Here is a 13,891-nt window from a genome sequence, read left to right on the forward strand (position 1 = left end):
CGGCCCGGCTTTTACTCAGACAATTGGTTTGGGGAGAGGGTGTGGCGAGCGTCGAGCTGACCACGGTCAGCAAAAGCTATGGCGCGGTCCGCGTGATCGACGCCCTTTCGCTCGCAATCGGGTCCGGCGAACTCGTCGTCTTCCTGGGCCCGTCGGGATGCGGCAAGTCGACGCTGCTGCGCATGATCGCGGGGCTGGAGACCGTCGACGACGGCAGCATCTCGATCGGTGGTCGCCGTGTCGACCGGCTGGCTCCCGGCGACCGCGGCGTCGCGATGGTGTTTCAGCACTACGCGCTCTACCCGCATATGAGCGTCCGTCAGAACATGGCGTTCGGCTTGCGCAATGTCCGTCTCGCGCCCGCCGAGATCGAGCGGCGGATCGCCGACGCGGCGCGGGTGCTGGAGATAGAGCAGTTGCTCGACCGCAAGCCCGGGCAACTGTCCGGCGGTCAGAAGCAACGCGTCGCGATCGGTCGCGCCATCGTCAAGGAGCCGCTGGTATTCCTGTTCGACGAACCGCTGTCGAACCTGGACGCGGCGCTACGCGGACGGACGCGCGTGGAGATCGCGCAGCTGCATCAGCGCATGGCCTCGACGATGATCTTCGTCACCCACGATCAGGTCGAGGCGATGACGCTGGCCGACCGCATCGTCGTCCTGAACGACGGCCGTATCGAACAGATCGGCACGCCCATGGAGATTTACGCGCGGCCGCATTCCACCTTCGTCGCCGGCTTCGTCGGATCGCCGAAGATCAACCTACTGCCGGCCGCGGTGGAGGCCAACGGCACGGCTGCACGTGCGCTGATCGGTAGGGATATCGTTATCGACCTCCCCTTGGCCGGTTTGCGGCATCCGGCGCGCTTCGTCACGTTGGGTGTGCGTGCCGAAGCGGTCACGGTCGGTGGCGGCGGTCCGATCGAGGGCACTGCACGGGTGGTCGAGCGGCTCGGCGATCGCACATTGGTGCATGTCGAGCTTGCGACGGGGCAGGGTGGAGCGGGGCCTCAGATCATGGCCACCGACCGGGGCGATAGTCGCGTTGCGGTCGGCGATCAGGTCGCGATCAGCATCGATCCGACCGCCGTGACCCTGTTCGATGCGGCGGGCCGCAGTCATCATGCCGGTCTCGACGATGATTGACGCCCGAAGCCGCGGCGAGTGGCGCAATCTGGCCTTCGTGGCCCCATTTCTCGCGGTGTATGTGACGCTGCTAGTCTACCCGCTGGTCGCGGGCATCGGGCTGAGCTTCTATAAGGCGGACCTGTTCGGGTCCGAGGGGTTCGTCGGCTTGCGCAACTATGCGCGCCTCGCCGGCGACGCTTCGTTCCACGGGACCGTCGGCAACACCTTCTACTTCGTGCTGTTGACCGTGCCGGCGCTGGCACTGATTGGTCTGGGGCTTGCGCTGGTGCTCAACCGCCAGACGCGATCGGCTGCCGTGCTGCGCGGCATCTTCTTCGCGTCCACGGTGCTGTCGGTGACCATCGTGACGCTGGTCTGGCGGATGGTGTTCCTGCCGGACAGTGGGCTCATCACCGCGCTTCTGGCGCCGTTCGGTATCCCGCCGATCCCGTTTCTCGACAGCGAAGCACTCGCGCTGCCAGCGATCGCGGTGACGACGATCTGGTGGTGCATCGGTCTGCCGATGATGCTGTTCCTCGCCGCGCTCCAACAGGTGCCGCGCGAGCTGTACGAGGCCGCCAAGCTGGATCGTGCGAGCCGGTGGCGGACGCTCGTCTCCATCACCCTCCCGTCGATTTCCCGGACCTTCATCCTGGTGCTGATCATCGAAGTAATCCTGCAGTTCCAAGTGTTCGGGCAGGCGCAGATCATGACGCTGGGCGGGCCTAACAACGCCTCGCGCCCGATCGTGCTGTTCATCTATGAGGCGGGGTTCCGCCGCTGGGACCTCGGCTATGCGGCCGCGGCATCGCAGGTCCTGTTCGCGCTGATCCTGACGGCGGCCGCGGCGCAATATGCCGTGTCGCGGCGACGGGAGCCGGGGCGTTGATGCACGGACGCAGCAGGCTGGCTTTCGCGCTGGTGGTGCTCGCCGCCGTGCTCATGCTGTTGCCGCTCGTCTGGGTGCTGGCGCTGTCGTTCAAGCCCAATGCCGAGCTGATGGTCAGCACCTCGTCGGTGTTGCGTGCGCCTTATACCCTGGAGAACTACCGCACCATCTTCGGCCAGTCGGCGGTGTTCGGTTGGATCGCCAACAGCCTGATCGTGTCGCTCGGCATGACCGCGGGTGTGCTCGTGCTGTCGTCGCTGGCGGGGTATGCCTTTGCCCGGCTGGAGTTCCCCGGACGGCGGGCATTGCTGGTGTTCGTGCTGCTGGGACTGGCGATCCCGGAACAGGCGGTGATCCTGGCGCGGCATCAGATGTTCAGCGCGCTCGATATCCACAACACCTATCCAGCGCTGATCCTGCCGCACCTGGCCGCGCCGTTCGGCGTGTTCCTGATGACGCAGTATTTCAGTGCGATCCCGAAGGAACTGGACGAGGCCGCGCTGCTCGACGGCGCGTCGCGGTTCAAGATCTTCTGGCGCGTCCTGTTGCCGCTGACGATCCCGGCGCAGGCGACGCTCGGCATCCTCACCTTCGTCACGGGATGGAACGATTACTGGTGGCCGCTGATCTCCGCCACCCGCGCCGATATGTTCACGCTGACGGTCGGGATCGCCGCCAGCCAGATGAACTTCGCGCAGACCGAAGGGCTCGGCTTCCTGATGGCGCAGGCGGTATTCGCGAGCCTGCCGATCCTGATCGTCTACATCTTCTTCCAGAAGTACATCGTCCAGGCCGTCCAGGGCGCCGCCGCGCGATGAGGTGGCCGTGGCTCCTCCTCCTCCTCGCGACGCTGCCGGGCTGCGGCGGCACACCCGACCCGCGCACCCAGATCACGCTGCAGCGCTTCTTCGGCGCATGCGACGCGCAATATGGCCGCAGCACCGATGTCGCGAAGGCAGAGGGCGAGTGCGGGATCATCACCACGCTGGTCAACAAGTTCGAAGCCGACAATCCGGACATCGCCGTCAAGACCAACATCGTCTTCTGGCCCGGTTACGACCAGCTCACCGCGCAGCTCGCCGCCAATGACGAGCCGGACCTGGTGACGATGCACGTCTCCGTGCTGCCGGATTTCCAGGCGCGCGGGCTGCTGACGCCGATCGGCGGTGAACTGGTCGCCGCCGGCATCGACCCGGCGCGCTTCACCCCCGCGGCGGCGCGCGCGGTGACGTTGGGCGGCCGGATCTATGGCCTGCCCTTCGATAACTGGGCGCCGCTGTGGCACATCAACATGAACGAGTTCCGCCGCGCCGGACTGGTCCGGAACGGCAAGCCGATACTGCCGCGCAACGGGCCCGAGCTGCTGCGCCAGGCCGAGCAGTTCAAGCGTGCGACGGGCAAACCCTATCTCGTCCAGATCAGCGCCAACGAATATGCGACCTACGCGCGCAACCTCTACACATTCCTGATGCAGCAGGACGCGCGGTTCTTTGCCGATCCCAAGCGGATCCGGCTGCGCACGCCCGAGGCCAAAGCCTATCTCTCGCTGTTCAAGGAGATCAGGGATCGCGGACTGACCACGCGCAACCAGGACTATTCGGCCGCCACCGCGAGCTTTCTGAACGGAGGCGGCGGCGTCCTGCTGACGGGCAATTGGATGGTCGGGGCGTTCGACCTGGAGTCCAAGTCCAAGGGCAAGCCGCTGAGCAACGGCTATGCCGTCGCGCCGTACCCGCAGCTGTTCGGCGCGTCGCCCGCGCGCTATGTCGACGGTCACGTCTGGGTGATGCCGACCAATCCGCGGCGGACCCCTGCCCAGCGCGCCGCGGTGCTGCGGCTGATGCGCTTCCTCGCCGACCACGAGGCCGACTGGGCCCGGACCGGCCACCTGCCGACCTTCACCGACGTCATCGCCAGCCCGCGCTTCACGACCCTGCCGCACCGCGCGAATTATGCCGCGCTGACCAGGGTCGGCGCGCCGCTGCCGGCGGGCGTACGGCGTCAGTATCCGATCGAGACGATCATCGGCGAGGAGTCCGCCGCGGCGATCAACGGCAACAAGACGATCGACCGCGCGCTCGCCGACGCCGAACGCCGCATCAACGACCTGCTCGACAATATCTGAGGAATATCATGATCAAGGCTTCCGTCATCGCCGATGTCGATTTCAGCGTCGCGCCGCTCGATCGGCGCATTTTCGGGACCTTCGTCGAGCATATGGGCCGTTGCGTTTACGGCGGCATCTATGAGCCCGGGCATCCTACCGCCGGTGCCGACGGGTTGCGCGGCGACGTGCTCGAGCTGACGCGCGAGCTCGGACCGACGATCGTGCGCTACCCAGGCGGCAACTTCCTGTCCGGCTACAACTGGGAGGACGGCGTCGGCCCCAAAGACCAGCGGCCCGTGCGCCTGGACCTCGCCTGGGGATCGACCGAGACCAACCAGTTCGGCACCAACGAGTTCATCGACTGGTGCCGGATCGTCGATGTGGAACCCATGTTCGCGGTCAACATGGGCACCCGCGGACCCGACGAGGCGCGGGAGTTCATCGAATATTGCAACCACCCGGGCGGTACCGCGCTGTCCGACCTGCGCCGCGCGCACGGCTATGAGAAGCCGCACGACATCAAGTTCTGGTGCCTCGGTAACGAGATGGATGGACCGTGGCAGATCTGTAAGAAGACCGCGACCGAATATGGCCGCGCGGCGCAGGAGACCGGCAAGCTGATGCGCATGGTCAGCGATGGCCTGTCGCTCGCCGCCTGCGGCTCCTCCTATCGCGCGATGCCGACCTATGCGGCCTGGGAGTATGAAGTCCTCGAGCATTGCTTCGAGGAGGTCGATTACATCTCGCTGCACCAATATTTCCGCAACGATGATGACGACATCGCCAAGTTCATGTCGGCGCTCGACGATCTCGACGGCTTCATCAAGTCGGTCGCGGCGATTGCCGACGCGGTCGCCGCCAAGCGCCGTTCGACCAAGCGCATCATGCTGTCGCTCGACGAATGGAACGTCTGGTACAAGGCGCACGGGCCCTCCGACCTGAAGAAGCCAGGCTGGCCACAGGCGCCCGACCTGCTCGACGAGATCTACAACGCCGAGGACGCACTGATCGTCGGCGGCGCGTTGATCGTCCTGATGAACAATGCCGACCGGGTAAAGGTCGCTTGCCTCGCCCAGCTCGTCAACGTCTTGGGCGCGATCCACACCGATACCGGCGGGCCGGCCTGGCGTCAGACCATCTTCCACCCCTTCGCACTCGCGTCGCGGCACGCGCACGGCAACACGCTGCGCACCCAGAGCGACGGTCCGATGGTCACGACGCTCGCGCACGGCGACGTGCCGGTGCTGATGCATGCCGTAGTGCATGATCCGCAAACCGGCCGCGCGACGATCTTTGCGCTCAACCGCAGCGCCGATGCGCCGATGGAGCTCACCGTCGCGTTGCGTGGCGCCGGCGAGGCGATGACGCTCGAGCTTGCGACCGAGCTTCACCACCACGACCTGAAAGCCATCAATGATCGCGACAACCCCGACCGGGTCACGCCCGCGACCAACGACACGGCGCGGGTCTCCGGGCATCGGATCACCGCCGAGCTGAAGCCGCTGTCGTGGAACGTCATCGTCGTGGCGACGCGGTGAGCGGCTTGCGCCGCAGGCCGAACGCCGATTAGATCAGGTGATGGGATCGATCGCTCGCTAATGGCGAACCGCGTCAAGGCGCCGACTGCGCTGCGGCTGCACGGCACCATTGCGCGCGATATCGGGATGGCGATCGTGTCCGGCCGTTTCGCCCCAGGCCATGTCCTCGACGGCGAGATTTCCGCCAGCGAGGGTCTCAGCGTCTCGCGCACCGCCTATCGCGAGGCGATGCGGATCCTCGCCGCCAAGGGCCTCGTCTCGTCGCGGCCCAAGATGGGCACCTCCGTCAGCGGGCGGGCGGCGTGGCACCTGCTCGACCCGGACGTGTTGGCCTGGATCTTCAAATCCGAACCGGACGAGCATCTGGTCAACAGCCTGTTCGAGCTTCGCCGGATCGTCGAGCCCGAGGCCGCGGCGCTCGCGGCGTTGCGTCGGACCGACGATCAGCTGGTGGCGATGGCGGATGCGCTGGACGGCATGGAGCGCTTCACGCTTGCGCATGAGGAGGGGCGGGCCGCCGACCAGCGCTTCCACGCCGCCCTGCTCGACGCCAGCGGCAATGCCTTCCTGACCTCGCTGACGAGCGGGGTCAGCGCCGCGGTAGAATGGACCACGATTTTCAAACAACGCCGCAGCCCGCTTCGCCGCGACCCGCTGCCCGACCATCGCCAGGTGTTCGAGGCCGTCCGCGCGGGCAACGCGGTCGCCGCCCGTGTTGCCATGACCACGCTCGTCGAACAGGCCTATCGCGACACCACCGGCGCCGATCAACCCGCCGCAGCGTGAGCCAAAAGCTTATTGAGCGATGACGGGCCAGCCGTCCTTGGTCCAGCCGATCGGTGCGATGCGAAGCGTCGGCACACCCTTGTTGCGCGCGTCATAGGCGTGCCAAGCCATGATCTCGCGATCACCAATGCGCGCGATGCCCGGGTGACCTGGGCCACGGAAGCGCCGCGTCTTGTCCAGGCTGGCGTGGAGCACGACCTGCCCATAGCCCTGCATCATCCGCTTGCCATCGTAATCGACATAGGGGCCGGTCACGGCCTTCGACCGGCCGACCACCGTGTAATATGTGCTGGCGGCGCCGCGACAGCAGGAGTCGAAGGAAGCGAACAGATAATAATATCCGCCCCGGTCGATGATGAACGGCGCTTCGACCGCGCCGGGGCTGGCGCGCCGCGCGATCGGATAGAGCGTCTTGTCGGTCGTCGAAGGCTTGCCGGTCGCGGGGTCAAGGCGGATCATCTTGAGGCCGGTCCAGAAACTGCCGAACGATAGCCAGTGGTTACCTTCGCGATCGGCGATGAAATTGGGGTCGATCGCATTGTGATCGCTGGCGCGCGTCGATGCATAGACCAGCCCCTGATCGGTCCACTTGTAATCGGGCGAGCGCTGGTCGAGCGTCGGCGAGGTCGCGAGGCCGATTGCGGAATGATTGCTGCCGAAGGTCGAGACCGAATAGTATACCCGATACTGCCCGTTTACGAAGGCGACGTCCGGGGCCCATAGCCCCTTGGTGCCGCGAACGGTCGTCTTGGCCCATTCGGGCAGCTTGGCGAAGACCGCGCCGACCTTCGTCCAGGTGACGAGATCCTTCGACGTGCGGATGTGGATCAGGCCCGGCGGCTCGTTCTCGGAACTGACGGTGTTGAACAGGTACCAGGTGTCGCCGGCGCGGATCAGCGCCGGATCGTGGACGGGCGATATGTCCCCCGCCATGCGATCGTTGATACTGGTCGTGGGTGCGGGCGAGGGCGGAACAGGTGGTGCCGACTGGGCGCCGAGCATCAGCCCGGCGACCGCGACTGCTGCGCAACGTTTGATCGGCACACCCATCCTCCTGCCTGCCAGTACCGCCTCAGAGTCGGACGCGAACGCCCGCGCCGAACGTCCGGTCGAACAACCTGGTATCACGCGGCGTGATACCGCTGGTGCCGAAGCTGTCCTGGTACTTCTCGTCGAGCAGGTTGGTCGCGTCGATGGTCAGCGTGATCGCGTCATTGATCGCGTAGCTGGCGGAGAAATCGAGGAAGCTGAGCGGCTTGACGACGATCCGGCCGTCCGGGACCACCGCCGAATAGCTGTCGGTGTAAGACGAGCGCCAGTTGTATGCGAGCCGCGCCGAGAAACCGTATTTCTCGTAGATGCCAACGAGGTTGTAGGAGTATTTCGACAGCGGCGTGATCGCGCGCTCGACCCCGGCGGCATCGGTCAACGATCCGTCCGCATAGGTGAAGCTCGCCTGCGCGCCGAACCCGCCGAGCGCGCCGGGCAGGAAGTCGAGGAACTGCGTCGCCGCGATCTCCACCCCCTTCAACTCGCCGCTGGCCGTGTTGCGCGGCCGGGTGATGAGGAAGTTCTGCAGACCGCCGCCCGCGGCGACCTGCGGTTCGACGCTGGTCGAGGTCTGGATGTAGTTGCTCAGCTTCTTGTAAAAGCCCGCCACGGTGATCGAGCCGGTGCTCGACATGTACCACTCGGCCGTCACGTCGACATTGTCCGACTTCACCGCCGCGAGGTCGGGATTGCCGCCGGCGCCGGTGCCGAACGCCGTGCTGCCACCGGTGATCGAGGTCGGCGTGAGGCTGATCGCGGGATTGAGCTCGGCGAATTGCGGCCGGAAGATCGCCTTCCCGGCGACCGCGCGAAGCACCACGTCCTCCATGGGCCGGAACTTCAGCGTCAGGGTGGGAAGGATGTTCAGCTCGTTGCGCCGCCCGGTGGTCGGCGAGAGGACCGGGCCGGTCGGAAGGTTGGTGACCTGGATCGCGTCCAGCGTCGTCACGGTGTTGACCAGGCGCGCGCCGAGGGTTCCGGTAAAGGCTTCGCTTTCATTGCCGAACTGCACCTGCGCGTACGCCGCATAGACCGACTCGCGCAGCGAGAATACCGACGGGGGGTCGAACGGCGGCGCACCGGCCGGTCGGCCGGCGAGGGCGCGCAGCCGATCCAGGTTGGTGTTGATGTAGTCGGTGCTCGGCAACGCGAACCCGTCGACGCCCAGCGCGCCGCCGATGATATCGCCGGGCGCGTTGGTGATGATGCCCGCAAAGCCGCTGACCGGCGTAAAGTTCAGCCCATATGGGGCGTTGCTCGCCGCCGCCGAGTCGCCCTCGCGCAGCGCATAGCGCGCGCCGAACTTCAGATTCTTCAGGAAGCCGCCGTCGATGTTGTAGGTGACATCGCCACGCCACGCATATTGGTCGCTGTGCGCCTCGTTGCGCTGATCGAACAGCGTCAGCAGGTTGAAGTTGGCGCCGTTGGTCACATTGAACCCGTTGAACGCGATGCTCGGCGTACCTCCGACATCGAAATTATAGTCGACGCGGGGAATCACGAACGCGGTGTCGACGATAATGGCGCGGCTGAACACGTCGCTTTTGCTATAGGTGAATTCGGTCGAGACGACCGCGTCACCCGCGTTGAATCGCGTGCCGACGTTGAACTGATAACCATCGGTGACCTGGTCGAACGCCTGCTTGCTGGTGATGGTGAAATTGTCGCGGGTCGTGATCGTCCCGGCCACCGGGCGCAGCACCCGGTTGGGCACTGACGGCTCGTCGAAGCCGACCGTCCCCGTGCGACGCGTGTTGACGGTCACGGCACCAGCCTTGGGCAGGCCGACGAAGAAGTTGACGTCGTAGTTCTGCCGATAGCCGGTGTACAAGGCGTCCGCGAAGATCTCCAGGTCCGGGTTCGGCTTCCACTGGAACGAGGCATTGACCGCGGGACGCTGACGATTGCCGTCGGTCACCAGCCCGCCGACCGTGTCTGGGATCAGCGTGGGATCGGCGGCGCTGAGCGGGTTGAAGCCGAAGTTGAACGCGGTTTGGTCGCGATATTTGCGGTCGTTGTACGAGCCGCCGATCAGGATGCCGAATTCCTGTCCGCCGGAGGTTGTCCAGCGATTGCTGATCAGACCGCTGCCGACATAGCTCCACTTGTCGCGCTTGTCGCTGTAGAAGGCGCGCCCGCCGCCTGCCAGGGTGAAGCCGGTGTCGAAGTCGAGCGGCCGGCGCAGCCGGATGTCGATCGTGCCCGAAACGCTGCCTTCGATCTGGTCGGAAGTGGTGGTCTTGTAGACGTCGACGCCCGCGACGAGCTCGGCCGGGATATCCTGCAGCTGGACGCCGCGGCCGGTGCCGGTGAACACTTCGCGCCCGTTGATCAGCGTCTCGACATTGGGCAGACCGCGCACCAGCACCGAATTGACCTCGCCGCCGCCACGCGCGACCTGGATGCCGGTCACGCGCTGCAGCGCGTCGGACACGGTGTTGTCGGGGAACTTGCCGATATCCTCGGCGACGATCGAATCGACGACCGCGGTCGCGTTGCGCTTGATGTCCTGTGCGCCCTGCAAGCTGGCGCGGATGCCGGTGACGACGACGTCGGCAACGTCGTCGCTCTCTTCCTGCGGGGTGGTGGCCTGTGTGCCGCCGGCCGCGACGCTGCCCTGCGCGCCCTCGGCCGGGCTCGCCGGCGTGGTCTGCGCCCACGCGCCTGACCCGGTCGTCAATGCTAGAACCGATGCCGTAACGGCGAGCTGCCTGAAAAGCGTCATACCCTCTCCCCTGTGTTCGCCGATCTGTCGCCTGTGAAGGTTCCGTCGGCTATTACTCAGACAAAACGATAGACAAGCGTTTGGCGGGGTGCAAGTGACCTTAGTTCGATTAATCAGACAAAAGGCGCTGTTGCCCGGTGGCGGTTGGCGATAGCGTTGTCGCGACGAGATTTGGGGACGTGGTCGTATGCTGACGGGTCAATCCATCATTGCCGGGACGCCGGCCGGCGGCGGTCACCCGTTCAGGGCGATCGATCCCTCGACCGGTGCTTCGCTGGAACCCGAATATGCAGGTGCCGGGGAGGGAGAGGTGGCGCTCGCCTGTGCTGCGGCAGAGGGTGCGTTCGACACCTTCGCGCATGCCGCGCCGGAGGTCCGGGCGCGCCTGCTGGAGGTGATCGCCGACGAGATCATGGCGCTGGGCGACCCGTTGCTCGAGCGTGCGGCGGCGGAGTCGGGCTTGCCCGCTGCACGGCTGACCGGCGAGCGAGGGCGCACCGTGGGGCAACTCCGCCTGTTCGCCGCCGAAGTCCGCGAGGGCGGCTGGCAAGGTGTCCGCATCGATCCGGCAATCCCGGACCGTCAGCCGATGCCGCGATCCGACCTGCGGCTGCGCACGATCGCGATCGGGCCCGCGGCGGTGTTCGGCGCGAGCAATTTCCCGCTCGCCTTTTCCGTTGCGGGTGGCGACACCGCCTCGGCGCTGGCGGCGGGCTGTCCCGTCGTCGTCAAGGGCCACCCGGCGCAACCCGGCACATCGGAGCTGGTCGGCCAGGCGATCACGCGCGCGGTCGACGCCTGCGGACTGCCCGCCGGCGTCTTTTCGCTGCTGCTGGGCACGGGTAACGCACTGGGCAGCGCTCTCGTCGCCGATCCGCGCATCGCCGGCGTCGGCTTCACCGGCTCGCGCAGCGGCGGGCTGGCGCTCATGAAGATTGCCGCCGCCCGGCCGGTGCCGATCCCCGTCTATGCGGAGATGAGCAGCATCAATCCGGTGGTGCTGTTCCCTGGCGCGCTCGCGGCCCGCGCGGAGGCATTGGGCGCGGCGTTCGTGGCATCACTGACCCTGGGGTCCGGGCAGTTCTGCACCAACCCCGGCCTGGTGCTGGCGATCGAGGGCCCGAACCTCGACCGCTTCCTCGACGCCGCGGCGGCGGCCACGGTCGCAGCGGGGCCCGCGACGATGCTGACCCCCGACATCCACGCGGCCTATGAGGCGGGCGTGGCGCGGCTGGGGGCGCTACCTGACGTGATGGCGCTCGCCCGAGCCGATTCAACCGGCGGGCCGCACAGCGGGCGCGCGGCATTGTTCGCGATGCCGGCGCGCGCCTTCATCGCTCGTGCCGAGGCATCGCAGGAGGTGTTCGGCGCCGCGTCGCTGGTGGTGCGCTGCGCCGACGCGGACGAGCTCCGCGCCGTCATCGCGCATGTCGAGGGCCAGTTGACCGCGACCTTGCACTTCGATGCCGTCGACGAACCGGTGGTGGCGACCATGATCCCCGCGCTCGAGCGCATCGCCGGCCGGCTGATCGCCAATGGCTGGCCGACCGGTGTCGAGGTGTCGCACGCGATGGTGCATGGCGGGCCGTACCCGGCGACCTCCGACGGTCGCACCACGTCGGTCGGCACCCTGGCGATCGAGCGGTGGCTGCGGCCGGTCTGCTACCAGGACTTCCCCGATGCGTTGCTGCCGCCGGTGCTGCGCGAGGGCGGCCAGGCCGGTATCGCGCATCGGTTCGACGGCGCGCGGAGGGGTTGACGATGGCCAGCCTGATCCAGTTGATCGATCCCAAGGACCAGCGGATCGTCGCCCTGCGCGACGGTGACACGCGACGGGTGGAGGGTTTCGAGCGCACTTACGACCTGGCGCTTTCCGCACTGGCATCGGGCCAGGGGCTGCTCGACGCGGCCCGGGCGCGGCTTGGGCCGGCGGTGGATGTGGACGCGGCGATGGCGGAGCGCCGCGTGCTCGCGCCGATCGACCATCTCGATACCGCCCATTGCCACCTGACCGGTACCGGCCTGACGCATCTCGGCTCCGCCGCCGGGCGCGACCAGATGCACAAGGCGGCCGCCGGCGGCACCGTCACCGATTCGATGCGGATGTTCATGCTGGGCGTCGAGGGGGGCAAGCCCGCGCCGGGCGAGGTCGGTGCGCAACCCGAATGGTTCTACAAGGGCGACGGCACCGCGCTGGTCGCCACCGGCGCGCCGCTATCGTCGCCGGCGTTCGCGCTCGACGGCAGCGAGGAGCCGGAGATCGCGGGCCTGTACGTCATCGACGCCGACGGCACGCCCGTGCGGCTCGGCTATGCACTGGCAAACGAGTTCTCCGATCATGTGACCGAGCGCGGCAACTATCTCTGGCTCGCCCATTCCAAGCTGCGCAATGCATCGCTGGGTGCCGAGTTGTTCATCGGTACGTTGCCCGATGACGTGCGCGGCACCAGCCGGGTGTTGCGCGACGGCCAAACGATCTGGGAAAAGCCGTTCCTGTCGGGGGAGGCGAACATGTCGCACACGATCGCGAACCTCGAACATCATCACTTCAAGTACGCGCAGTTCCGGCGGCCCGGCGACGTCCATGTCCACTTCTTCGGCACCGCGACGCTGTCGTTCGCCGACGGGATAGCGACAGAGCCGGGCGACGTGTTCGAGATCGAGGCGCATCCCTTCACGCTGCCGTTGCGCAATACGCTCACGGTCGACGCCGCCGAAGCCGTCGCGTTGCGCGCGCTGTGAGCGAGCCGATCCGCATCGCGCTGGTCGGGATCGGCAAGATCGCGCGCGACCAGCATATCCCCGCCCTCGCCGCCAACCCGGCATATGATCTGGTCGCCTGCGTCACGCGCCATGCGCCGCTGCCGGGCGTACCCGCTTATCCGAGCATCGAGGCGTTGCTGGCGGAGCGACACGATGTGCAGGCGGTGTCGTTCTGTACGCCGCCCCAGGGTCGTCATGCGATCGCGCGTCAGGCGCTAGACGCCGGCAAGCACGTCATGCTCGAGAAGCCGCCGGGCGCGAGCGTCACCGAGATCGACGACCTGATCGCCACCGCCACTGCGCAGGGAGTCGCCCTGTACGCGACCTGGCACACGCGCGAGGCGCCCGCGATCGAGCCGGCGCGTTCGTGGCTCGCCGACCGCCGGATCGAGCGAGTGACAATCAGCTGGAAGGAGGATGTCCGCCGCTGGCATCCCGGCCAGGCGTGGATCTGGGAACCGGGCGGGCTCGGCGTGTTCGATCCGGGGATCAACGCGCTGTCGGCGATCACCGCGATCCATCCTCATCGCATCTTCCTGACCGCGGCGGCGCTCGACTATCCGGCCAATCGCGGCGCCCCGATTACCGCGCGCCTTTCGCTCGCCGACGCTCTGGCGACCCCGATCGAGGCGACGTTCGACTGGCTGCAGACGGGTGACCAGATCTGGGAGATCGCGATCGAAGCCGAGGGCTCGACGGTTTTGCTGTCGGGCGGCGGCGCGAAGCTGGCGGTCGACGGGACGACGCTGGTCGATGCGACCGATGCCGAATATCCCGGCCTCTATCGGCGCTTCGCAGAGCTGGTGGCGACGCGATCACTGGACGTCGATCTGGCGCCGTTCAGGCTGGTCGCGGATGCGTTCATGCTCGGCAGCCGCCGGCAGGTGGCGGCATTCGAGGACTGAG

The 13,891-nt window shown here is 66.9% G+C and carries 11 protein-coding genes; 9 read left to right on the top strand and 2 right to left on the bottom strand.

Features of this window, described 5'->3' with window-relative positions:
- The first annotated feature begins 41 nt into the window (after nucleotides 1-41).
- Genes VFQ64_RS15170 through VFQ64_RS15195 form a run of 6 tightly spaced genes read left to right on the top strand, consistent with a single transcriptional unit; the run spans nucleotide 42 to nucleotide 6,447 of the window.
- Nucleotides 42-1,145 carry a sn-glycerol-3-phosphate ABC transporter ATP-binding protein UgpC gene (locus VFQ64_RS15170; RefSeq protein ID WP_325104189.1) on the top strand — a complete coding sequence of 368 codons (1,104 nt, stop codon included), beginning with the start codon at nucleotides 42-44 and terminating at the stop codon, nucleotides 1,143-1,145.
- A gap of 37 nt (nucleotides 1,146-1,182) precedes the next feature.
- Nucleotides 1,183-2,016 (top strand): sugar ABC transporter permease, encoded by an 834-nt coding sequence (locus VFQ64_RS15175; protein ID WP_325104190.1) that lies wholly within the window; start codon nucleotides 1,183-1,185, stop codon nucleotides 2,014-2,016.
- Nucleotides 2,016-2,834: a carbohydrate ABC transporter permease gene (locus VFQ64_RS15180; RefSeq protein WP_325104191.1), complete on the top strand. Its 819-nt coding sequence runs from the start codon at nucleotides 2,016-2,018 to the stop codon at nucleotides 2,832-2,834. The genes VFQ64_RS15175 and VFQ64_RS15180 overlap by 1 nt, the downstream gene beginning before the upstream one ends.
- Nucleotides 2,831-4,141, top strand: coding sequence for an extracellular solute-binding protein (locus VFQ64_RS15185; protein ID WP_325104192.1), 1,311 nt, complete (start codon nucleotides 2,831-2,833; stop codon nucleotides 4,139-4,141). The genes VFQ64_RS15180 and VFQ64_RS15185 overlap by 4 nt, the downstream gene beginning before the upstream one ends.
- An 8-nt stretch (nucleotides 4,142-4,149) precedes the next feature.
- A complete protein-coding gene (locus VFQ64_RS15190; protein WP_325104193.1) occupies nucleotides 4,150-5,661 on the top strand; it encodes an alpha-N-arabinofuranosidase in 1,512 nt (503 codons plus the stop codon).
- 60 nt (nucleotides 5,662-5,721) lie between these two features.
- Nucleotides 5,722-6,447 (top strand): FadR/GntR family transcriptional regulator, encoded by a 726-nt coding sequence (locus VFQ64_RS15195; RefSeq protein WP_325104194.1) that lies wholly within the window; start codon nucleotides 5,722-5,724, stop codon nucleotides 6,445-6,447.
- A gap of 9 nt (nucleotides 6,448-6,456) precedes the next feature.
- On the opposite strand, the gene VFQ64_RS15200 is transcribed toward VFQ64_RS15195, so the two are convergent.
- Together VFQ64_RS15200 and VFQ64_RS15205 are read right to left on the bottom strand one after the other, a co-directional pair.
- Entirely contained in the window at nucleotides 6,457-7,485 is a 1,029-nt protein-coding gene (locus VFQ64_RS15200) for an arabinan endo-1,5-alpha-L-arabinosidase (protein WP_414712909.1), read from the bottom strand.
- Nucleotides 7,486-7,519: 34 nt separating this feature from the next.
- Complete coding sequence (locus VFQ64_RS15205) at nucleotides 7,520-10,222, bottom strand: TonB-dependent receptor (RefSeq protein WP_325104196.1); 2,703 nt, start codon at nucleotides 10,220-10,222, stop codon at nucleotides 7,520-7,522.
- Nucleotides 10,223-10,409: 187 nt separating this feature from the next.
- Between VFQ64_RS15205 and VFQ64_RS15210 the strand changes: the two genes are divergently transcribed.
- From VFQ64_RS15210 to VFQ64_RS15220, 3 genes are read left to right on the top strand one after another with little or no spacing between them, the layout of a single operon-like run.
- Nucleotides 10,410-11,981, top strand: coding sequence for an aldehyde dehydrogenase (NADP(+)) (locus VFQ64_RS15210; protein ID WP_325104197.1), 1,572 nt, complete (start codon nucleotides 10,410-10,412; stop codon nucleotides 11,979-11,981).
- The gene (gene araD1, locus VFQ64_RS15215; protein ID WP_325104198.1) at nucleotides 11,978-12,964 is read left to right on the top strand and encodes an AraD1 family protein; all 987 of its coding nucleotides are present in this window, start codon (nucleotides 11,978-11,980) and stop codon (nucleotides 12,962-12,964) included. The genes VFQ64_RS15210 and araD1 overlap by 4 nt, the downstream gene beginning before the upstream one ends.
- A complete protein-coding gene (locus VFQ64_RS15220) occupies nucleotides 12,961-13,890 on the top strand; it encodes a Gfo/Idh/MocA family oxidoreductase (RefSeq protein ID WP_325104199.1) in 930 nt (309 codons plus the stop codon). The genes araD1 and VFQ64_RS15220 overlap by 4 nt, the downstream gene beginning before the upstream one ends.
- Nucleotide 13,891 lies beyond the last annotated feature (1 nt).

Origin of the sequence: Sphingomonas sp. (genome assembly GCF_035714405.1) — a bacterium.
In the GTDB taxonomy this organism is placed as follows: Bacteria; Pseudomonadota; Alphaproteobacteria; order Sphingomonadales; family Sphingomonadaceae; genus Sphingomonas.

Bases quoted from the DNA above. Each gene is read 5' to 3' on its own strand.
- VFQ64_RS15180 (WP_325104191.1), top strand. From the start codon at position 2,016: ATGCACGGACGCAGCAGGCTGGCTTTCGCGCTGGTGGTGCTCGCCGCC.
- VFQ64_RS15185 (WP_325104192.1), top strand. From the start codon at position 2,831: ATGAGGTGGCCGTGGCTCCTCCTCCTCCTCGCGACGCTGCCGGGCTGC.
- VFQ64_RS15190 (WP_325104193.1), top strand. From the start codon at position 4,150: ATGATCAAGGCTTCCGTCATCGCCGATGTCGATTTCAGCGTCGCGCCG.
- VFQ64_RS15195 (WP_325104194.1), top strand. From the start codon at position 5,722: ATGGCGAACCGCGTCAAGGCGCCGACTGCGCTGCGGCTGCACGGCACC.
- VFQ64_RS15205 (WP_325104196.1), bottom strand. From the start codon at position 10,222: ATGACGCTTTTCAGGCAGCTCGCCGTTACGGCATCGGTTCTAGCATTG.
- VFQ64_RS15210 (WP_325104197.1), top strand. From the start codon at position 10,410: ATGCTGACGGGTCAATCCATCATTGCCGGGACGCCGGCCGGCGGCGGT.